This is a genomic window from Sphingobacteriaceae bacterium GW460-11-11-14-LB5, assembly GCA_002151545.1.
Lineage (GTDB): Bacteria > Bacteroidota > Bacteroidia > Sphingobacteriales > Sphingobacteriaceae > Pedobacter.
The window spans coordinates 2,507,576-2,531,690 of the sequence record CP021237.1 but is presented as its reverse complement, the minus strand read 5'-3'; the positions used below and the strand labels follow the sequence as shown (position 1 = coordinate 2,531,690).

The 24,115-nt window shown below is 39.9% G+C and carries 14 protein-coding genes; 11 read left to right on the top strand and 3 right to left on the bottom strand.

The window, feature by feature from the left end:
- Positions 1–229: 229 nt before the first annotated feature.
- Positions 230–4,327, bottom strand: coding sequence for a hypothetical protein (locus CA265_10270; protein ID ARS40013.1), 4,098 nt, complete (start codon positions 4,325–4,327; stop codon positions 230–232).
- Between the two features lie 319 nt (positions 4,328–4,646).
- Positions 4,647–4,850: a hypothetical protein gene (locus tag CA265_10265; protein ID ARS40012.1), complete on the bottom strand. Its 204-nt coding sequence runs from the start codon at positions 4,848–4,850 to the stop codon at positions 4,647–4,649.
- A 98-nt stretch (positions 4,851–4,948) separates the two neighbouring features.
- Here CA265_10265 and CA265_10260 point away from each other — a divergent pair, with 98 nt between their 5' ends.
- From CA265_10260 to CA265_10210, 11 genes are all read left to right on the top strand, one after another.
- Entirely contained in the window at positions 4,949–7,849 is a 2,901-nt protein-coding gene (locus CA265_10260; GenBank protein ID ARS40011.1) for a hypothetical protein, read from the top strand.
- Between the two features lie 9 nt (positions 7,850–7,858).
- Positions 7,859–9,487, top strand: a complete 1,629-nt coding sequence (locus CA265_10255; protein ID ARS40010.1) for a hypothetical protein — start codon at positions 7,859–7,861, stop codon at positions 9,485–9,487.
- A gap of 105 nt (positions 9,488–9,592) precedes the next feature.
- Positions 9,593–12,682 (top strand): hypothetical protein, encoded by a 3,090-nt coding sequence (locus CA265_10250; protein ARS40009.1) that lies wholly within the window; start codon positions 9,593–9,595, stop codon positions 12,680–12,682.
- A gap of 11 nt (positions 12,683–12,693) precedes the next feature.
- Positions 12,694–14,439 (top strand): hypothetical protein, encoded by a 1,746-nt coding sequence (locus tag CA265_10245; protein ID ARS40008.1) that lies wholly within the window; start codon positions 12,694–12,696, stop codon positions 14,437–14,439.
- Between the two features lie 208 nt (positions 14,440–14,647).
- Positions 14,648–14,950 (top strand): hypothetical protein, encoded by a 303-nt coding sequence (locus CA265_10240; protein ARS40007.1) that lies wholly within the window; start codon positions 14,648–14,650, stop codon positions 14,948–14,950.
- A gap of 58 nt (positions 14,951–15,008) precedes the next feature.
- On the top strand, positions 15,009–16,442 hold the full coding sequence (locus tag CA265_10235; GenBank protein ARS40006.1) for a hypothetical protein: 1,434 nt from the start codon (positions 15,009–15,011) through the stop codon (positions 16,440–16,442).
- A 6-nt stretch (positions 16,443–16,448) separates the two neighbouring features.
- The gene (locus tag CA265_10230; protein ARS40005.1) at positions 16,449–17,819 is read left to right on the top strand and encodes a hypothetical protein; all 1,371 of its coding nucleotides are present in this window, start codon (positions 16,449–16,451) and stop codon (positions 17,817–17,819) included.
- A 53-nt stretch (positions 17,820–17,872) separates the two neighbouring features.
- Positions 17,873–19,261 carry a hypothetical protein gene (locus CA265_10225; protein ARS40004.1) on the top strand — a complete coding sequence of 463 codons (1,389 nt, stop codon included), beginning with the start codon at positions 17,873–17,875 and terminating at the stop codon, positions 19,259–19,261.
- Positions 19,261–20,850, top strand: coding sequence for a beta-hexosaminidase (locus tag CA265_10220; GenBank protein ARS40003.1), 1,590 nt, complete (start codon positions 19,261–19,263; stop codon positions 20,848–20,850). Before CA265_10225 ends, CA265_10220 begins: the two co-directional genes overlap by 1 nt.
- A gap of 109 nt (positions 20,851–20,959) precedes the next feature.
- Positions 20,960–22,462, top strand: a complete 1,503-nt coding sequence (locus tag CA265_10215; GenBank protein ID ARS40002.1) for an alpha-L-fucosidase — start codon at positions 20,960–20,962, stop codon at positions 22,460–22,462.
- A 465-nt stretch (positions 22,463–22,927) separates the two neighbouring features.
- Complete coding sequence (locus CA265_10210) at positions 22,928–23,185, top strand: hypothetical protein (GenBank protein ID ARS40001.1); 258 nt, start codon at positions 22,928–22,930, stop codon at positions 23,183–23,185.
- A gap of 106 nt (positions 23,186–23,291) precedes the next feature.
- Here CA265_10210 and CA265_10205 read toward each other — a convergent pair whose 3' ends face one another.
- A complete protein-coding gene (locus CA265_10205; GenBank protein ARS40000.1) occupies positions 23,292–24,074 on the bottom strand; it encodes an HAD family hydrolase in 783 nt (260 codons plus the stop codon).
- Positions 24,075–24,115 lie beyond the last annotated feature (41 nt).

Sequence of the window (24,115 nt, the reverse complement as noted above, 5' to 3'; positions counted from 1 at the left end):
GAAAGGTCGGGACAAGCTGTCCGCTGAAAAAGCCTTCTCGCAATGACGGATTATGATTTTCGGGTATGTGTCTCACACCGCACCTTCGTCAAATCACGTTCAGTCAAATATGTAAAATTTACCCGGTAGATCCTTCGACTCCGCTCAGGATGACGAATCCAGTAAATGAAAAATAAGAGTATTAATCTATTCCGGATTAAATTCCATCATCCAGCTTACATTTTCCATTTTAAACATCCTCTTCTTCACTTCCGTTCATAAAAGCACGCGGGCTTTTTCCAAACTGTTTTTTAAACTCCCTGCTAAAATATTTTGGATCGTTAAAGCCAACCTGATAAGCTACTTCATAAATGGTAAATCTATTTTGTTTAAACAGTTCCATCGCTTTCTTTAAACGTATCGATTTAACAAAGTCATTTACAGAGAGGTTGGTGAGGTTTCTGATTTTTTTATACAAAACAGGTCTGCTCATTCCAACCATCGAAGCCAGTTCAGATACCCCAAAATCTTCATCCGTAATGTGTTCGTCAATGTATTTTAACAGTTTTAACATAAAAGCTTCGTCAATAGCATTAATGGTGAGCTCTTTTGGCTGTAAATGGATGTGTTTCAGGAATTTTTGACGCATTACCTGTCTGGACATCAGTAAATTACGAACATTCAGTAAAAGCAATTCAGGGCTGAAAGGTTTGGTGATATAGGCATCAGCGCCGGTTTCCAGGCCACTCACCTGGTGGATATGTGAGGAGCGGGCAGTAAGGATAATAACCGGGATGTGGCTGGTCCGCTCATCTTCCTTCAACCTGCGGCAAAGTTCAATACCATCCATTATGGGCATCATGATATCGCAGATAATCAGGTCGGGCAGTGTTTCTACAGCCGTTTCCCAACCCATTAATCCATTTTCACTTTCTGCTACGAGGTAATGACCGCCAATGAGTGATGCGATTAATTGCCTGATTTCACTATTGTCCTCCACCACTAATATGGTTTCGGTGGAAAGATCAGTTTCTTTTTCAGGTTTTAAAATGTTTAGCTCTTTTTCGGGCTGTTGCGTGTAGATATTAGGATGGGTAGGATAATCTTTTGCCCCATCAAAAATCGCTGTTTTAAAATGCGATTTTCCTTTCTTTAACCTCACCGTAAAATTGGTGAAACCACGCTCACCATTTTCAGCAGGTGTACTTTCTACAGCAATATGTCCTTTATGTTCCTCAACTATCGCTTTAGAAAGCGCCAGACCTATTCCTGAACCAATTTGGTTGGAGTGTTGCTCATCTACCTGGAAATAATCGCTAAAAAGATTCTTTAAACTTTCTGCAGGTATACCCAGTCCGTTATCTGCAATGCTAATCGCTACTTCATTATCCATATCCACGAGCGTGACAGAAATTTTACCACCTTTATCGCAGAATTTAAATGCATTTGATAATAGGTTGAACAATACTTTTTCGAGCTGCCTTTTATCAAAAAACAGACTGATGTTTTCCTGGCCGCGTACAAATTCATATTGTATATCATTTGTCTGGGCAAGATGAGAGAAGGAAATGAAAATTTCGTTGATGAAATCGACGATATTATCTTCCGTAACGTGTAGGGTAAGGTGCCCGGTTTCAGCCTTTCTAAAATCCATTAATTCGGTAATAAGCCGCATTAACCTGTTGGCATTATTTTTTATCGGAATAATTTGCCGGTTGAGTTCCGTATCGGTTTGATATTGTTTGGAAAGATTTTCTAAGGGACCTAGAATTAGGGTAAGCGGCGTTCTGATTTCGTGGGCCACATAGGTAAAGAAATTCAGTTTCATTTTCTGAATGTCTTCTGTCCGTTTAAGCAAAGCACGAACAAAAAGATAACGTACAATTAAAAACAGTAAACCCGAAAAGCAGGCCAGATAAATTAGATAGGCCCACCAGGTAGCCCAGAAGGGTGGAAGCACAGTGATTTTAAGGCTCGCAGGTTTGTTGCCCGGATTTCCATCGTTATTATTTCCGGTTACGATAAAGGTATAATTGCCGGCCGGAAGATCGCTATACGTGACACTTGGTACATCGGTTTTTACCCAATCTTTACTATGGCCTTTCAGGATATAACGGTAACTGTTTTTTTCTGGTTTAATGTAGTTTAATAAGGCGAAATCGAGGCTAAAATTATTGTTGTCGTGTTTAAACGTTATCTGTTTGATGCTTTTGATATCTTCATTCAACAGCCCGTCGGGAGCATTTACCGCCACTGGTTTATCGAACAGTTTGAGTTCGGTAAACGTGATTGGCGCAACATTCCGATTGCTATTTATATCAATCTGGCTGGGATAAAAGGCGGTTAAACCATCGTAACCACCGAAAAACAATTCACCACGACTATCTTTTAAAAACGAACGGATATTAAAATCATTACCGGCAAGCCCGTCGCTTTTGGTATAATTAATAAATCTCCCTGTTTTGGTAATCAATTTAGAAAGTCCCTTATCAGTACTAATCCACAGGTTGTTTTCTTCATCTTCAATGATGCCCAAAACATTACTGTTTGGCAGGCCATCTTTTTCGTTGTAATTCTTGAATTTTCTACTTTTATTATCGAAAATACTTAAACCTCCAAATGAAGTTCCAACGCAAATATTTCCATTCTGTATTTGAACAATACAATTAATGTGATCGGAATTTAAACTTCCTGGTTTGGTTTTATTCTTATAATAGGCTGTAATCCTTTTAGTGGCTGGGTGATAAGCATATAATCCGGCCATCGTTCCGATCCATAGATTTTTGGCCTTATCTTCAAATATAACCTGAATATATTTGTTTCTCAGGTTCTGCTCTAAAGGACTTTTAACCGTTGTAGCGGCGTAAAGGCCATTTGTTTTTTTTAGTGTCGATAATCCATCCCTTGAGCCTACCCAAACCGTACCATCGCTATCTTCAGTTATTGCAATGACTTCTGAACCCCCGGGGTTGTTTTTTTTATTTTTAACATTGATTATTTTCTTGAAATTATGACCTGCGGCATTAAACAGGTATAAACCACCGCGGTGTGTACCCACCAGTAGCTGCCCGGTTTTATCGAGGCACAAGGTTTTAATTAAGTTGGAGTTGAGGCCGTTGTTGCTGTTTGGCTCTAATTTATAATAGGTAAAGGTATGGTTGCTTCTGTTTACGTAATTTAAACCACCACCTTCGGTACCAATCCACAGGTTATGGTTTTGATCCTCGACCATAGCACTCACAATATCGCTGCTCAAACCTTGCCGTGTCTTCGAATTTCTAAAAACGGTAAAGGGTGTTGCAGAGGGGTAAACCACATTTGCACCTTTGTAATAAGTCCCCAAATAAACTGAGCCGTTAAGATCCTGGAAAATACTATGGATAGAATTTTGGCTCAATCCGTCTGGTTGCTCCGGATCGTAACGGTAATTGCTAAATTTCCGGGTATTTGGATCGAGGATACTCAACCCTTCCTGTGTGCCAATCCAAATGTTGCCTACTTTATCGCGGGTGAGTTTCCTGATATCGTTATTAATGATCGAATTTGGATCCGTAGCACTGGTCTGATAGCGTTTAAAGGTTTTGTGTTCGTAATCGAATAGGTTTAAGCCGTTGTAGGTGCCTAACCAAAGCCGCTTTTGTTTATCGATTACGATACTTTTTACGGCATTAGAACTGATGCTGTTCTTATTGTTGGGATTATGCCTGAAAATCTCAAAGTGGTATTTACCCTTAACCTGATAAATACGTACCAAACCATTATAAGTACCTACCCAAAGGTTTTGTTTTTCGTCTTTAAAAATTGAGAAAATACAGTTGAGTGCAGATTTATAATTGGGTTTATCGAAAAGAAATTTCTTGAAAATCTGCTTTTCGGTATCGATAACCAGGTTGAGGCCGTTATATGTGCCTACCCAGATGTTTTTTTGAGGATCTTCATATATACATTCTACCGAATCGCAGCTAAAAGAATTTGCAGAGCTCCGTTTATTGATGCGATAAAAATGATCGTTTTTATCATTGTAAATATTCAGTCCGTTTTCTGTACCTACCCACAATCTTCCTTTGCTATCACTCAATAGCGTGTTAATTACATTATCTGAAAGGCTGTTGAGGTTATCGGAGCTATTGTTGTAAATTTTAAAACGGTAGCCATCATAGCGGTTTAACCCATGTCTGGTACCCATCCAGATAAACTGGTTTTTGTCTTGCGTTATGGCCATCACCGAATTTTGCGACAAACCATTTTCCATCCTGAGGTGGTTAAAAACAAGATGCTTCTGGGCACACAAAGTGGTGCAAATAAAAAGCATTGGGAAAAACCATAAAGCGATTAAACGCAGTTTCATAAAATTAAGCTAGTTTTTTGGCCATCTTATCGCTATGGAAGAAAAGCCTTTGATGTATTTCCTTTAAATATAGTGCGAACTTATTAAAATATTAAAGGATTACGGTTTTTCTACCCTTTCATTTACAATTTTCGACCTTTTTTAGGGAATAATGCGCCAGTTTTGGTTTAACGAAATTGAGCTAACTATTCCACAATAACCAGTGGCACAGAAACTATCGATTAAATAAACTGACCAAACCAGAGGATATGAAGAAAAGCTAACCACACCAACTCAAGTACAGTCTATTCACGACTTTAAATTGAATAATTCAAATCAGCTAATCAAAAGATAACCAAACCATGAAACTTATCCCTAACCAATGGGGCAATATGCCGTTTTGCATATACCCGCTTTTCCATTTGCTAGTCGCAGAAAACGAATCAAAATTTCTAATACCTATGCTTAAGGCATAAATACAATCCATTATCAATAGAATAAATGTGAGTACATGCTCACCATTAATGCAGTATGCAGTAATCATGCTGGCTATCAGTATGCGGAATGATTAAAATTTTCGCGCAGCATGGAGAGTCGTTGCCTTCTGCATAATAAAATTATAAACAAAATAAATTATTTTAAATGAGCGGAACTTATACTTCGATTATAAAGCGGATGACGCTGTTTGGGGTGCTGTTATTCTTGGCAAACAGTGTTGATGTTTTGGCATTCCCAAACCTTACCAATTCAAGCAAGAAATTTCAGGTGCCCTCGCCGGCCAAAAAAAATAGTAAACAAATTCCCAACGATTCATTATCGAATTTGAGAGATTCTCTGAGAAACAAACTCAGGAATTCTGTAGCCTTAACTTTGCCAGACCACGATGTTCCGGTTTTATTTGGAACGCAGAAAAATGTAAAAAGAATTCAATCTTCGGCTACTGTAAGTGGAGAAGAGCTAAAGAGTTTTCCTACGCCACAGGTTGGTTTAATGTTGTATGGGAAACTGCCAGGTTTGTACGTGGTTCAAAATAATTTTCAGTTGGGTTCTGACGAACCTGCTATATCGCTAAGGGGAAGAACGCCATTGGTTGTAATTGATGGTGTACCACGTTCGTATCTCAGTATCGATCCTGAGCAAATAGAAAGCATTTCAGTCATAAAAGATGCACTGGGAACTGCGCTATATGGCATGAAAGCCGCTGACGGAATGTTACTGATCACGACCAAACGCGGTGCAAATATGCCTAAGCAGATTACCTTCACCAGTCAGTACGGTATTCAGCAGCAAATTGAACGGCCTAAATTTCTGGATGCATTTAATTATGCCACCTTATTTAATGAGGCGCTGGCAAACGACGGGCGTCAAGCCATTTATACAGCAGCCGATTTAGATAAGTATAAAAATGGTACAAATCCTTTTACGCACCCCAATGTAAACTGGACTGATGAAATTTTAAAAGCTACCGCCCCTGTAAGCAGACAGAACCTCAACTTAAGAGGTGGAAGCAACAAGGTAAGGTATTTTGTAGACCTCGATTACCTGAGTCAAAGTGGTTTTTTAGTTACCGATCCTTCTATCAATACTTATGAAACGAACAATAGTTTTAAGCGGTATTCTTTCAGAAGTAATATCGATGTTGATTTAACCAATAGTACTACGCTCAGTTTAAGCTTGTTTGGGAGAATAAGAAACAGTAATCAACCCGGATCTACAATAGCCAGTATTTATAGCACATTGTTAACTACGCCCAATAATGCCTATCCGAAATTTAACGAAAATGGCTCGCTGGGGGGAAACACCGAGTTTCAAAATAACCTGTATGGGATGTCGATAAAATCGGGATACAGGCCGTCGGTTAATAGAAATTTAGGGGCAGATGTATCGTTAATGCAAAAGCTCGATACTTTTTTGCCTGGTTTGTATGCCAGTGGCGCAATATCTTTCAATTCCTACTATAACGAAAACATTAACAGAAGTAAATCTTTTGCAGTGTATTCGCCGGTTATAAATCCAGTTACAAACCAAACGAGTTATAAAACAATAGGGGGCGATGGTACGCAATCGAATAGTTCTTCTCCAACAGATTTAAACCAGCAGATATTTTCTCGTTTCGATCTGGGCTATGATAAAACAATCGATAAAAATACCTTTAAAGCGCAATTGTTATTTATACGGGACAGTTACGTTTTGGGTGGCGCTCTATCGCAGGTTAATCAATCGCTGGGTGGAAGGTTTAATTACGATTACGATAATAAGTATTTATTGGAACTTGCCACTTCGTACATGGGTTACGACCGTTATAAAGCGGGAGACCAGTGGGGCTTCTTTCCATCAGTTGGTTTAGGATGGAACATCGCCAGCGAAAGTTTTTTTGCCAATTTAAAAAACACAGTTAATTCATTAAAACTGAGAACATCTTACGGTTTAACCGCTACAAATGCAGCAGCCGGGTATTTCCAATACCTGCAAAACTTTGATAATGGCGATACCTTTTACAGCAGAAATCCGCTGACCACTTCAAGTACAAAAGATGAAGGACCGCTGGCTAACCCAAATATTACCTGGGAGAAAGCCAAGAAATTTAATATCGGCTTAGATGTTTCGATGTTAAAGGATAAAGTATGGTTAACCGCCGATTATTATAGGAATAGTTATTACGATCTGTTGCAAACCAGGAGAACAAATGCAAGTGCAGTAATTGGAGCTGTTTTGCCGCCTGAGAATATAGGTAAAAACCAATATTCGGGTATTGAGCTGGGGCTTGGCTATCAAAATCAGATCAACAACTTCAGGTATTTTATTACTGCAAATGGTTCGTGGAGCGCAAGCAAAGTGATTTTTAATGATGAACCTTTTAGAAAAAATGCTTACGAATACAGAACCGGCCAGCCTGTGGGGCAAACTTTTGGTTATGTGGCTGATGGTTTTTACAACAACACTGCAGAAATTAACAACGGACCAAAGGTTGATGGTTACCTCCCGGTTCCGGGCGATTTAAAATATAAGGATTTAAATAACGATGGCATCATCAATACTTACGATATGACCGCGATCGGCAGTACCAAGCCTGTTTTCTTTTATGGTTTAACAGGTGGGATCAATTATAAAGGATTGGATTTTTCATTCACCTTAAATGGTAAAGCAAACAGAAATGTGTATTTCAACTTTATCAATTTTGCATCAACCGGTGCAGCCGGCGGATATGGACAAGCCTTAGAAAGTAGCTTGTTAAGATGGACACCTGCTACCGCTTCGCAGGCAGAATACCCACGTTTAAGTGTTGGCAATAACCCAAATAATAGCCAGGTTTCTTCTTTCTGGGTGAAAAACGGCAACTATTTAAGATTAAGAAATGTAGAAATAGGTTACAGTTTACCTGGCCACCTGATCAAGTTAATCGGCTTGACCAATGTGAGGGTATTTGCCAATGGTCTTAACCTGTTAACCGCTACAACCTTGGATGGGGTAGATCCGGAAGTGTTGATCGGAAATGTGCCCAATCAGCGGATATTCAATTTTGGTGTTAACCTTCAGTTTTAAATCTTGATTATGAATAATTATAAAATATACATCGCTATAATCTGCCTGTTATTTGCATTTGGCTGTTCGAAAAAATTTGAGGCAGAACCTTTAGACCGCATCACCGGCGACTTAATTTTTGACCCTCTTGATAAGAATGCTGATTATGCAAAACAATTTTTAAACGGAACCTATTTGTTGTTGCCAGATTGGTATAATAGGATAGATGGTAGCTTTTTAGATGCCGGAACAGACGATGCCGTACCATCAAGAATAGGAACCCAGGCAGAATTTTACCGTACAGGTAGAATCTCATCTACAACCCTTCCTGATGATGTTTGGAGCAAGAATTATCTGGGCATCAGAAGAGCCAATCTTTTTTTAAGCAAAGTAGATGTGGTACCCACAACTGCAGTTTTAAAAACGCAGTTTAAAGCGGAAGCAAGATTTTTGAGGGCCTATTTTTACTTCGAACTGGTTAAGCGCTGGGGCGGTGTGCCTTTAATTGGCGATAAGGTATATACCATCAATGATGATATAAATGTGCCAAGAAATACCCTCGACGAATGTTATGCTTATATCGTAGCAGAGTTGGATGCCATAAAAAGCTCATTATTACCTTATGCCATTACAGATGGAGATTGGGGTAGGGCGAATATCGGAGCCGCAATGGCCCTAAAATCGAGAGTGCTTTTATATGCCGCCAGTCCCTTAAGTAACCCGACAAATAATATCCAGAAATGGGCATTAGCCGCACAGGCAGCCGCCGATGTAAAAGCATTGGGTTATACGTTGGTAACGGATTGGGTAGCCAATTTTAATGCAACCAAAAACACCGAATTTATTTTTATTAAACAGAATGTTTTAAATACCAATATCGAAATCAACAACGGTCCGATTGGATATTTACAAGGCCTTGGTTTAACCAGTCCGTCGCAAAACCTGGTCGATGCATTTTTAATGCTTGATGGAAAAGCCATTTCCGATGCGGGATCCACTTATGATTCGAATAACCCATACTTAAACAGAGACCCGAGGTTAACCGCTACCATTATGCACAATGGCAAAAATTGGCTGGGAAGGCCTGTTGAAACCTTTGAAGGTGGTCAGGATAAGCCGGGAGGAAACAGAACACAGACCAGAACGGGATATTACCTGAGGAAATTTATGGGCAAATTTGAAACTTCTACTACTTACACCAATCAGGCCCATCATGTAATCTTATTGAGGTATGCTGAAATTTTATTAAACCATGCCGAAGCGCTAAACGAATCGGGTGGAGCAGTTGCCGATATCGTTAACAATCTGGTTTTAATCAGGAAAAGAGCAGGAATTCTTCCTGGTTCCAATAATCTTTACGGTTTATCGCTTACGCTTAGCAAAGATGAACTGCGTAAAATAATTCAGAATGAACGCCGGATAGAACTGGCTTTTGAAGAGCACAGAACCTGGGATTTGAGAAGATGGAAACTGGCCGAAATCGAATTAAACAAACCGGTTAGAGGTGTGCAGATTATCAAAAACGGAACAGCCTACTCGTATACTTATTTCAATGCCGCAAATGCTGTATTCGATACCAAAATGTACTGGTACCCTATACCACAGGCCGAAATATTAGCTAATAACAAAATGGTTCAAAACCCAGGATGGCCTAATTAGTAAGGGGCATAAATTTAAATTAATGAAGCATACAGGTTTTCAAATCACAGAAGTGAAACGGAAATCAGAATGGTTTCATGCCGATAAAAAAGAAACTATATACAGATGAAAAAAATACTGAATATAATATTGCTTGTGCTGATCACTAATTTGGCTTACGCCCAAACCAAAATGGTAAGGGGTGTGGTGGCAGATGATAAGGGCACAACATTGATTGCTACAACAGTTACAGAACAGGAAAACCCAAAGAATATTGTGATCACCAATACCAGTGGCGCTTTTAGCATTAAGGTTGGCGCCAACAGTACCAAACTAATCATAAGCTCTGTTGGTTACATCACAAAAGTGGTTACCATTACCAGCCAACCTTTAAATATTGTTTTAAAAGAAGATAATTCAAATTTAAATGAAGTGGTTGTAGTAGGTTTTACCCCGCAAAAGAAGATAACCAATGCCGGTGCAACCAGTACGGTGTCGGGTAAGGAATTAAGACAAAGTCCTGCTGCAAGTTTTCAAAATGCACTGGCCGGAAGGCTTCCCGGTTTGTTCCAGCAGCAAACCAGCGGTCAGCCAGGTGCCGATGCTGCTAATATTTACATTCGTGGGGTTAGTACTTACACAGGTGCATCTAACAGACCATTAGTTATTGTAGATGATGTAGAGTATCCTTACGAACAGTTAAGCCAGTTAAATTCCAATGAAATCGAAACCGTTTCCATTTTAAAGGATGCTTCTTCAACGGCTATCTACGGTATAAAGGGTGCTAACGGTGTAATTGCGATTACCACCCGAAGAGGCACAAATTCTGCCCCGAAAATTACATTCAGAAGCGATTTTGGTTTGCAAACACCTACCATCAGAAGAAAACCATTGGATTCTTATAACGCCTTACTTTTATTAAAGGAACAAGAGGTAAATGAAGGCAGAGACCCCAACCTGACCTATCCCGGACTGGTTACTGAGGAAGCGCTAAATCATTTTAAACTGGGAGACGATCCTTACCGTTACCCGAGCGTTAAATGGTACGATGAGGTTATGCGCAAAAATGCATTGCAGCAAAGCAACAATATCGACATTATTGGTGGTACTCAAAATTTAAAGTATTTCGTTGCGCTTGGTAATGTTAATCAAAACGGTATTTTAAAAGAGATAGAAAAAGATGAAAATTTTAACAGTAACTATTATTTAAAAAGATACAATATCAGGTCGAATGTTGATTTGAATGTAACTAAAACCTTAACCTTAAAGTTAGATCTTTCGGCCAGGTTTAATGAAATTAACCAGCCAAATCTTCCTGATGTACTGGCCGGTGGTGCCGTTTCTATTTGGCGAAGATTAAGCAGCGGACTTTTAAATCCATGGAATTACCCGGTTAAAAACGAAGACGGGAGTTACGGAGGCAGAAAATCAGCCACATTAAATCCGGTTGGTATTTTGCAATATGCCGGTTACAACAGAAACTATAGCAATAACCTTAACTTAAACCTAAAGGCTAACCAAAATTTAGATTTTTTAACCAAAGGGCTTGCCGCAAGGGTAATTTTGGCCTACACCAATAATGTAGAGTTTAACCGATCGTTAACCAGAGGGCGTTTCCCTACATATGCCTACCTGCCGGGATCGGATGTTTTAGATCCTGTTTTTCCGGAGCTAAGCAGGTTAGAACCACTTACGGCAACAACTACATTTGATGCCAACACATCCAGCTACCCCCTTCGTAAGATCAATGTACAAGGTATTTTAGATTATAACCGCCAGTTTGGAAACCACAATTTATACGGTCTGATTGTATACAACCAGTTAGCAGATATTTCTGGTGCCAATATTCCTGCAAATTTCAGAGGATATTCTGCAAGGGTAGGGTATAATTATAAATCGAGATACATATTCGAACTGAATGGAGCGTATAATGGTACCGACAGGTTCAAAGCAAGTAAAAGGAATGGTTTATTTCCGGCAGTAAGTGCAGGCTGGAACATTAGTGAGGAACCTTTCTTTAAAAAAGCCCTTCCTTTTATCAATTACATGAAATTAAGGGGCTCGTTGGGTACCGTTGGTTCTGATGATTTCCCGAATACTTACCGTTATATCTACGAAGAAATTTATAATGCGCCGGCAACGGCGGCAAACTCTTACTGGTTTGGCGATAATAACAGTTTACAGTATGGCATTACGCCCGGCGCCCTCGCAAATGAAGATGTAAGATGGGAGCAGGAGCGAAAACTGGATATAGGTACAGACATTAAATTGCTGAACAGTAAACTCGGGATTACGTTCGATTATTTTAACCACAAAAGGTATGATATTTTAACCGTTAGGGAAACTGTACCTAATTTCTCAGGTATTACCTTACCTCCGGTAAATTTGGGTATCGTAAATAATAAAGGTTTTGAGCTCGACCTGTCATACCAGAATAAACTGTCAGAAAACTTATCCTATTTCGTTAAGGGAAACATTTCCATCTATAAAAATAAAATAATTTACCGCGATGAGCCTTATAATCAAGGCAATCCCTTGCTGATGCGCACAGGTAGGCCTATTGGTCAGATTTATGGGTATACCAGCATAGGTTTCTATAATGATGCGGCCGATATTGCCAATAGTCCGACATCAGTTGGTCGCGCAGTTAAACCTGGCGATTTGAAGTATGCCGATATCAACAACGACGGAAAGATCGATCAGGGTGATATAGGCCCGATTGGCAACCCGAATATCCCTCAGATCAACTACGGTTTTTCATTAGGCACAAGCTACAAAGGTTTTGATGTTTCGGTGCTTTTCCAGGGGGCTGCAAAAGGAAGCTTAAGCGCTTCTACCATGTTCCAGATTGGGAATGTGAACGGTACACCTGCCGAAATACACTTAAAAAGATGGACGCCGGAAACCAAGGAAACGGCAGAATTACCACGCTTAGGTGGCGCCAACTTTGATCAGTCTACTTTTTGGTTACGCCCAACAGATTATATCCGACTCAAAAATGTAGAACTCGGCTATAATTTCAGTACCAAACTGATCAGTAAAATCGGATTATCAAATGCCCGCATTTATGCCAATGCTGCAAATCTGATTACCTGGTTTAACCTGAAGATTTATGATGTAGACCCTGAGTCTATAAATTCTACAGGAACAGTAGAGGCCTATTCATCCTATCCTCAACAAAAAATTGTAAACCTTGGCTTACAGGTAACATTCTAATATATAAACAGATGAAAAATATAAATTATTTAAAAACTTTAACATTAGTTGGTTTATTAGCGATAGGTGCTGTTGCCTGCAAAAAAACTGATAGCAGTAGTTTTTTGGATAAAACAGATGTAGGGCAGCTCAATGAAGCGACCGTATTTGCCGATAGTTTGTTAACCTTTAGGTTTTTAACCGGTATTTACACCGGTTTAGCCGGAACATACTATCTCGATAATGGCTTAACAGGTGGTGGTTTGTGGTCGTACAGCGATGCATCAGACGATTCGGATATCGTATGGAGTGGTGCTACCGCACAAATAGCACCCGCCTTTAATTCGGCAACATTTCAGAGTCAGGCCGATTTTAGCCGGTTTAAGAACCACTGGAACAATTGTTACAATAATATCAGGCGGGTAAATGTTTTTTTGGCAAACGTAGACCGGTCTCCGATTTCGGCCGCCAGAAGAGCAACTTTAAAACTGGAAGCCCGGTTTTTAAGGGCTTATTATTACTGGCATTTACTACGTAATTATAGTGGTGTGCCAGTTATTGGCGATAAAGTATACGCCATAACCGACGATTTTGGTTTAGCCAGGTCTACATTTGCCGAAACTGTAAATTATGTGGTGAGCGAATTAGATGCCTGCGCAGCTTTGCCTGTAACCACACAAATTGAAGATTTCGGACGCCCGACAAAAGGTGCTGCATTGGGTTTAAAATCAAAAGTTTTACTCCTGGCTGCCAGTCCTCTTTTCAACGGGCAAAATCCTGGTACAGGTGCCAATAAAAATTTGGCAGGTTATGAGAATCTGGATAACAATAGATGGAAACTGGCTGCAGATGCCGCAAAGGCGGTAATGGATATGGGCATATACAATTTGGTAAAAGACAATACAACTGCCCCTGGTTACGGGTATTATCAGATGATGATTACCAGAAATACCCCTGAACATATTTTTCAGGTCATGAAATCGACAAACAGGTGGTACGAAGGTTTTCTGCTTCCGGTTTCCCGCGGCGGGCAGGCTTACTCTTATCCAACCCAGGAATTGGTAGATACCTATCCGATGAAAAATGGTAAAAACATTAAAGAGGCAGGCTCTGGTTACGTAGAAGCAGATATGTACAAAGACAGGGATCCCCGTTTTTATTATTCTATTTTATATGATGGCAGTTTGTGGTTAAACAATACCACTAACACCAAAACGGTAGTGAATTTATATGCCAATGCTCCAGGCGACGGTTTAGGTACCTCAGGTTCTACTAAAACGGGCTATTTATACCGTAAATTTTGTCACGAAGGTGCTGGCGGCAATTTTGGTATATCCAATAATATTGGCCTGGTGGCCATCAGATATGCCGAGATATTATTGAATTACGCAGAAGCACTTAACGAATTTAGCGGACCCAGCACAGAAGTGTACCAGGCTGTGGAGCAAATCAGGGAAAGGGCTGGTTTAGTACCATTTCAATTGCCATCGCAGCTAAGCAAAGAGCAAATGAGAGAAGTAATCCGCAATGAGAGAAGGGTAGAGTTAACCTATGAAGAAGCGATCAGATTCTTTGATATCAAAAGATGGAAACTGGCAGAAACTTTAATAAATGGCCCGGCAAACGGGATGCGTTGGACACGTAGCGGATCAACCGTTACCGGAGCTCGTTTTTCTTTCGAAACAAGGAGATTTACCAATCCTCAAATGTATTATTTTCCTATTCCACAATCAGAAATTAACAAGAGTACAGTACTGATTCAAAATCCAGGATGGTAATGGTGAGTTGAAAGCTGGGCGAGCTGGACGTTTCGTGATGACAAACCCGATTGGGAATCTTAATGCGGTAAGCACTAAGATTCTCATCCGGGCTACAGTGACGACAGGTTTAAGATGACTACGATATTCGTTTGCTCCGCCTGGTAATGAAGGACCCAGTTATAAAGCATTAAAAAATGAATCTATTGACTAATGAACTATTGATCAAATGACGAAGCAATTTACTCCGGCACAATCTCGATCTACCATCGATATCAGAACACTTGAACCCATTATATTTTATTCAGGAAAGCAAGATGAACTGCATATTTTTTTAAATGAAACCGAATATGGCGAACTGATTATCAAGTCGCTATCTCACGACCAGATTCAGGTTAAAGCGGTAGTGCTCGACGAAACAGATGAAAAACTAAACTGGAAACAGGATCACAAGGGGCTTAGGATATCGGTGCCAGAAACATTGCTGATCAGCAAGGAAGCTGCGGGGAGGGTGGTAAAGGTCACTTTTTAACAAAAATGACAATGATGAAATAAAAATCAATTAATCAAATAACCTCAAACCATTAAACATGAAAAACAAAAAACAACTTTGCTTTGCACTGCTTTTGATGATTTCAAGTGGCCTTTTAATGACTGCCTGTAAAAAAGCACCCGTTTCAGAACCAGAAACGTTTAGCGCAAAACCAACCACGTTGGCACTAAACCCGGGAACCACTCCGCCGAGTTTCGTAACCAATACCAAAAACTTAAACATTGTAATGTTTGTGCCAACCGATAATCCGGCGCTTTCTGATTACAAAACCCGCCTAACCTCTTTATTGGTTCATTTTCAGGGCTGGTTCCATACCGAAATGTTACGATATGGCTATGATAAATACATGGGGCTGCCCAAAATCGATTCAACCGGATTGGTGCGTTTTATCGAAATACCAGCTCAGTTCGGACAATCGGCTTATCCTTACGATGCCAGTATTTCGGCAACTAAAATCCTGAATGAAATTGCTGCTTACAAAGCTACCCATGCATCAGAGTTCTCTAATTCGAGTCACACGCTGATTTTATTGCCGCAGCGTACAGATGGTAGTTTTGATCAGCCCTTTTATGGTTATGGTAAAAATTGTTTTGCTACTGATAATTTAAACATGGCGGTTGATAAAATTCCTAATGCAACATCAAATTTACTTGGTGGCATGCTGCATGAGCTTGGACATGGCTTAAATTTACCACACGATCATGCCAAATATGCTTCAGAACAACCAACCTTAGGTACTTCTTTAATGGGATCAGGAAATGTAACTTTCAGTAAAGGCCAGCCAACATTCTTAACCGAGGTTGATGCGGCCATTTTGAACCGTAATGAAGTGTTCCAGAATCCTTTGCCTACAGAAATACCTTACGAGGCAGCTACTACCACGATTAATGCGCAGTTTGCCTACAATGCAACAACGCAGGCTTTTACTGTTACCGGTTCGTTTACCAGCAATAAAGTGGTAAATGATATTTTGATTTACATGGATCCGGATTTGGGTAGTAGTGATGCTGATTATAATGCAGTGGCATGGAGATCGAACCCGGGTACCGGAAATACCATTTCGGCAACCATCCCGTTTAGCGAGCTTTATTATAAAAATAACGAAGCGTACAACATCAGGGTGAAATTGCTCTTGAAGAATGGAGGCAATGTGAGCAAAACCTATTCATTTTCATTTTTGAATGGTGTGCCGCAAATTGGGGCTAATGGTTCTGCTAAATTCCATCAGAATTCCAGTTATGGAGGTTATGGTGTATCATTACCTGTTGGCCAGTATACTACTGCCGATTTAATTAGTCGTGGCATTAGTAATAACGATATATCATCTGTTAATTTAGGTCTTGGTGTTAAAGTAATTATGTATGATGGAGATAACTTTACCGGAAGCAGTATAGAACTCACCTCATCAAGCACCTTTGTTTCTACCTTTAACGATAAGGCATCTTCGATAAAAGTAATTGCCGTAAACTAAACAGCTATGAAAAATCTATATCAAATTGGCTTACTAAGCCTGGCTTTTTCAATCTCTGTTTTCGCATGTAAAAAGACCAATGAGCAGGCAGACAGCACAGATACTTTTAGTTTAAAAAATAAGCTTACTGCAGTTGGTCCTGTATCAGGTATGGTGGCTCCGGTTACGCAAACGTATACCGAAAATGTGGGCAGTCAGGCGGTAGCTAACAGACTAATTCAGTCCAATCATAACGAAATGTTACCTACCGGATATTATGTGGCTGCAAACGATTCTATTTATGTTACGGTTGCTCAAACCAGCGGGACCCGTTTGCCTCAGCTGGTATTAGGTACACCATTTAGAGATAACATTAGACCCGTGCGTACTTATTACACCTTACAAGTAGGTTTAAATAAGATTAAAGCCGATCAATATGGTGGAATGGCCTGGGTAAAATATGTAAGTAGCGCTACTCCGGCAGCATCTGCAAGTCTTAGCTTTGGTAAAGGTTTTAAGCCTGTACCTTATTTTAAGAAAAATGTTACTTCAAATGCCGATTGGTTAACCATGCTCGATAGTTTAACTAATGTACCTGATGTTATCATCGAAACCAGTCGTGCCATTGTGGTTGCCCGCAGGGATGATGCAATTACTTATAAAACCGACGATCAGCAAGCGGTGAGTACTAAAATTGATCAGATTATTGATGCAGAAGATGCTTTTAGTGGCATTGATGGATCTACAGCCTTGCATACCGCAGGGTCATATAAATATTTGATCACCGTTAAAGACCCTGCAAATTCAGGTGATTACATGGCTGCGGGGATTGGGATTTTTTATATCCGTTCTTTAACTTATCGTATTCTGCAAAATGCAAATGTTAGCGGAGTTTCGGGCTGGGGATTATGGCATGAGGCTGGGCATATCCATCAACAAGGTCCGTGGACCTGGACAGGTTTGACCGAGGTTACGGTAAACCTGTATTCGATGGCTGCCGAACGATATTTTGGTGTTACACCTTCCCGCATGAACCGGGATGGCAAATGGACCTCGGTTGATAATTATTTTAGTATTGCTCAGGCTAACCGTAATTTTAATGGTACAGTTGCCAATGCGAATGATACCAGGTTGGGGATGTTTTATCAGTTGTGGCTCAAATATGGCGATGCCTTTTACATTACGCTGCATAAGCAAACCCGTACCGAAAATCCTTCATTAGCTAACGATGCGGCTAAAATGCGTTATTTTATGCTAAAGGCCTGTACGATTAGCGGAAACGATTTAAGCGATTTTTTTAAAAAATGGGGCTTGCCAGTAACACAATCCGTTTATAATGAAATTACAGCTTTGGCTTTGCCAGCGCCTGCAGTTGATTTGACAACCTTGAGAGATTAAATTAAAAAAAATACACTCCGGAAAATGGATTCCGGAGTGTAAAATATAAGTTAATGAAAAAAAAATACTTGTTTACCTTATTTACGATAGGTCTGGTAGCAAACTTGTTTGCACAAACAGGTCCGATAGATCAATTTAAAGCTGAAAAATTCGGTCTGTTCCTGCACTGGGGTTTGTATGCGCAAACTGCCGGCGATTGGAAAGGTCACCGGGTTAAAGGAGGAGAGCATTTTATGCTGTACGAACGCATTCCGGTACAGGAGTATGGGGCCATTGCTAATCAGTTTAATCCCATCAAGTTCGATGCTGATGCCTGGGTTAAAAAAGCCAAAGAAACAGGCATGAAGTATATCGTTTTTACAGCAAAACATCATGATGGTTTTGCCATGTATAACTCGGCCAGTAGCGATTATAATATTGTAAAAAGAAGTCCGTTTAAACGCGATCCAGTTGCAGCGCTGGCGAAAGCCTGTAAAAAATACAACATCACGCTTTGCCTTTATTATTCCTTGGGGAGAGATTGGCAAGATCCGGATGTGCCAACCAATTGGCCTGTAAAAGCGGGCAGAAGCAATACCTGGGATTATCCGAATGAAGATGCTAAAGTTTTTAACCGCTATTTCGAAAGAAAGGTTAAACCACAAATTACAGAGCTTTTAAGTAACTATGGCCCGATTGGTGCAATTTGGTTCGATACACCCGAACTCATCAGTAAAAAAGAGAGTGCAGAACTTAAAGCATTGGTTGAAAAAATACAGCCAAACTGCCTGGTAAACAATAGAATTGGAAATGGTTATGGCGATTTTTCAATTTCTGAACAATCTTTATCTCCATCATCAAAAAAAGCCTGGGAATCTTGTTTAACCATTGGTCAAAACTGGGGTTACAATAAACACGATAGCGTTTGGAAATCGCCCGAAATGCTGGTGAGGCATTTGGTAGAAGTAGTGGCTAACGGGGGTAATTTATTGCTAAACGTTGGACCGAAAGGTGATGGTACCTTTCCGGATTGGGCAACCGAAAGATTAAAAGCTGTAGGTAAATGGATGGATATTAACCAGGAGGCCATTTACGCCAGCCACCCATGGTTAGCCGTAAAAGAAAACAGCAATGAAAAGAGCGATAATAGCTCCATTGAAGAAAGTAAAAACGCCATTAAAGATGCTGTTTTTGACGGTACACCGAAATCTGTAACACCAGATGTTTATTATACGGCAAAGGATAAGAACGTGTATGTTTTTTTAAGGAGCTGGCAAAAACCAGGTGTACAGTTAAAGCAAATAAACAAAAGTTTATTATCTGTTAAAAATATTGAGCTTTTAGGAAACAATAAGAAAATCGAATGGACCATCAATAATGAAGGCCTCAACCTGAATTTACCCGTTGATTTTAAAAAAGGAAATCAAATTCCTGTTTATGTATTGAAAATAACAACCAAATAATGAGGTTACTATATACATTATCTATAATACTTGTTTACTCAACGGCCTTTGCACAGCAAGCTGGAATTATTCCTATGCCGCTGCAATTTGCAAAAGGCAGTGGTTACTTTACGCTTAATAATCACAGTAGCATTGGTTATCATAACGAACAGTTAAAAACGATTGCTTACTATTTTCAGAATGAATTATTAAGTCAAAAAGGAATTACCCTTCAGCAGAAAGCTAAATCGGCAAATATTGTCCTGGTGCTAAAGGCAGGTCGCAGGCAGGCAGATTCATGTGCTTACCAGATCAGTATTAAACCTGAACAGGTGACCATTTCTGCTACGCACCCTAACGGGATTTTTTATGGAATAATCTCGTTGCTGCAATTGGCGCTAACCAGTAAAAATAACCAGCTTCCGGTAGCAGAGATAAGCGATGCACCAGCTTATGGCTGGCGTGGCTTTATGCTCGACGAATCGCGCCATTTTTTTGGCAAACAAAAAGTAAAATCCATTTTAAACTGGATGGCCTTTTATAAGCTAAATACCTTCCATTGGCATTTAACCGATGAACCATCCTGGCGCCTGGAAATTAAAAAATATCCTAATTTAGCCCTTATTGGAGGCATTGGAGATTATTTAACACCTAATTTACCCGCTCAGTTTTACACACAAGCCGATATTAGGGAAATTGTAGCTTACGCTGCAGAACGTTACATTAAAGTGATACCCGAAATTGATATGCCCGGGCATGCTACTGCAGCCAATCGGGCTTATCCCGAATATTCAGGAGGCGGTTCAGCAGGGCACCCGGAGTTTACCTTTAATCCTGGCCTGGAAAAAACCTACGGTTATTTAACCGATATTCTAAAAGAAACCAATGTGCTTTTTCCTGCCGGATTAATTCATTTAGGTGGAGATGAAGTGAGTTATGGAAATGAAAAGTGGAAAAGCAATGCCGATATTTTGAAACTCCGCGAACGCGAAAAGCTTAAAGATGATGCTGCAGTAGAACATTATTTTATGAAACGTATGGCCGATTCGCTCTATCAATTAAACGCCAGGGCTATTTTTTGGGATGAAATGGCCGAAGCCGATTTGCCGAAAGAAAAAACAATTATGTTTTGGTGGCGCCAGGAAAAACCTGCCCAGCTCCGTACTGCGTTGAGTAAAGGTTACCAAACGGTTTTATGTCCGCGTTTGCCCCTGTATTTCGATTTTGTTCAGGATAGTACGCATCAATATGGCAGGAAATGGAACAAACTGTATAGTCCGATTGAGCAGGTTTACCAGTTCGATGCACAGTCTTTTACTGAAAATGAAAAAGAAAAACAGCTTATTTTAGGTATTCAGGCCAACCTTTGGACAGAAACAGTAGATAATGATAACCGTTTAGATTATTTGCTTTTTCCACGCATTGCTGCCCTGGCAGAGGCTGCATGGACGCCACAAAAACATAAAGATTTTAAAATCTTCAGCAATAATTTAAGCCAGCATCTGACGCTTTATGGCAAAGCAGGGCTTTATTATTATCATCCTTCAAAACCCTTGCAAAACCCCGAAATACCGGTTAGGAGAAAGAAACCATTAAATTATAAAGATTAACAAGAACACGCATAAAATTTGAATATGAAATTGTCATGATTTTCAAAACCACACCGTATAATGATTAAATCATGGCAGCTTCATTACAAAAGAAAACAAAATTAAACAGATGAAAAATATATTAAAGTTTGCCCTAGTTAGCCTTGCTGCTATAGCTGCAGTAAACCCTGCAGATGCACAATGGACAGGACCAAAGAGCAAACCGACAAAAGAAGTGGAAGTTAAATACGGAACATTAACGCCACCGCACCGTACCGATGCAGATATGGAAGCTTTTCGGAGCTATGGTTTGGGGCAGTTTATCCATTGGGGAATTTATTCAATTGCGGGTAACGAATGGAACGGGGTAAGCGCAAGGGGTGGTGCAGCAGCATCAGAATGGATCCGTTCATGGGGAGGGCCTACCGCACCAAAAGACTGGGCCAAAACTTACGATAACTTGTACAAACAATTTAACCCTAAAAACTTCGATGCCAAACGTTGGGCTAAACAAGCTAAGGAAATGGGGGCAAAATATGTGATTTTTACAACCAAACACCACGATGGTTTTGCTCTTTGGCCGACAAAATATTCTGATTATAATATTTCTGCATCGCCATATAAAAAGGATATTGTGAAACAGATTGTAGATGCTTATACTGCCGAAGGTATTGATGTATATCTCTATTTCTCGATTTTAGAATGGAATAACCCAAATTATATGGGTAAAGCCCCAAAAACAGACGAAGAAAAAGAAAAATTCGGTAAATTTTTGGCTTATACCCGAAACCAGCTTTTAGAGCAGCTGGATAACTATCCGAAAATTAAAGGTTTCTGGTTCGATGGTACCTGGGATGCCTCCTGGAAAAGTGCCTACGAATTTACCTACAATTTAGAAAAAGAACTCCGCGAAAAACACCCCGGATTAATTATTGGCTCACGTTTCCGTAACGATGAACACGGATCGCGGCACTTCGATTCGAATGGCAATATTTTAGGCGACTACGAACAAGGCTGGGAGCGTAAATTACCTGCAGAATTTGAATGGTTAAACGGTCATGATTGGGATGCGGTTATGACTATTCCGCCTAACGGCTGGGGTTATATGAAAGACTGGTCGGGAATTTATACCAAAACCACCGACGATTTATTGGATATGCTGATGCGTTCGGTATCTATGAATGGCAATTTTGTGTTAAACTTTGGTCCCGATGGAAACGGTAATATGCATCCGGAGGAGGATAAAATTGCCAGGGAAATGGGCGAATGGATAAAACTAAATGCCGAGGCTGTGTACGGGGTTCGCCATGCCGCATTAACACCTTCCAAATTAGGCTACTTTACACAAAAGGACGATAACCTTTATTTAACCGTTTTTAACCGACCTGTAAATAGTCTTGTGCGTATTGCGGTGCCTAAAAATGCCAAACAGGTTCCGGGTACAGCTGCGCTTTTAATCAATAGCAAAAAACTGGAATTAAAACAGTCGGATATCGGATTGGATCTGGATAAGAACACCTATTACGATGTAACACTGCCAAATGATTTTCAGCCCAATAAGGCATTTGTAATTAAGATGAAACTGGAAGCACCGAAAGCAAAAGCAGCAAAGTTAATGGATGCTAAAATGTAGGTTAATCGCCCGTTATTTTATTGAATTTTTTTACTTCAGTACGGTTTAAAGCAAAACCGAATGATGATCATATCGAATCAGGCTTCCTGACAAAAGGAGACATTAGCCAGGTTTTGATTGAAGATTTAAATGTAAACGATAGGTAATATACAGGTTGATTAGTGCCCTATTTTACCGTCTATATCAAGCGCGCATCAAGACTGGTTATCTGATGTTACGCCTGGTAAATACATTTATTTTGGTTAGTTAATGATTGCGTAGCGATGGATGTTGCTGCGCAGTCTTAATACTAACCTAATGGGGATACATCCATATCATTTAATATTGAATTAAAACGGCATCGTAATTTTAACAATTTCATAACGCCAGTTAATCATCTTACTAATAACATCGTCTCATCTTTGTTTAAACTTAACCAAATAATAAGCGGATTTTAAACACAATGATATGAGACTGATTTCTTGCATGGCATTATTAATGGTTATACCAGCAGTTGGACTTTTAACCCGGGCGGATAAATTTACTGATCACAAAGTGCCTGATGCCCCAACGCATAAGCACACGGTGAGAGATTCAGCTTCGTTTAGTTTGTTTAAAGCTAGTGGTACAGCTTCTAAGTTTGATCATAAACCAGGAATATTTACATCTGATTATCGGTTGAATTTTTTTAAGCCTGTATATTTCCATTCAGCGCCTTTATTAACCATTAATCAGCTAAAGTAGTACCTTAGTTCACTGGTCATTAGTTCAATTGTTCATTCGTTTGCTCATATGGTGCCAGATATTTCTTTCTGACACCACGTTTAAACTCCAGGTTCGAAATGGTAATCTACTTATCTTCCCACCAGGCTAAAGGAAACTTAATTTCATCAACAGAGCTGGCAATCATATCTGGTTTAAAAGCATAATGGCCTAAAGTATCCTTACTTGAAATGCCCGAAAGTACCAGAATGGTTTTATATCCCATCTGAACACCGCCTTGTATATCAGTTTCCATGGTATCGCCAATAACAGTGGTTTCACTGGTTTCCAATCCCAGGAATTTACGTGCAGAACGCATCATCACCGGACTTGGTTTACCTGTAACAAAGGCTTTTCTACCGGTAGCTTCCTCAATCATTGCTGTGGTTGCCGCAATACCGAGGTTGTTCCATCCTGGTTTTTTAGGTGATGGATCTCTGTTTGTGGTGATAAACTTGGCTCCCGCAAGAATCATATCCACAGCACGCTGTACCATTTCGAGTGTAAAGTTTCGGCCTTCACCCAATACCACAAATTCCGGATCGGTGTTTACCAAAGTAATGCCATGATCGTGTAAACTGCTTAGTAAACCACCTTCTCCCAATACATAAGCGGTACCAGCCGGGCTTTGGTCGGATAGAAATTTTCCGGTAGCCATTGCACTGGTATATACATGGCTTTCTTCTACTTTTATTCCCAGTCCCTTTAATTTACGTACCACTTCTAAAGCCGTTCTTTGACTGTTGTTGGTCATAAATGCAAAAGGAATATCTTCGTCAATTAAGTTTTTAATGAATTTATCAGCACCAAATATCAATTCTTCCCCGCTGTAAATCACCCCATCCATATCTATTAATAATCCTTGTTTCATGTTTTTTGTAGATTTAATCTGTTTAGGTGCAAACTTAATAT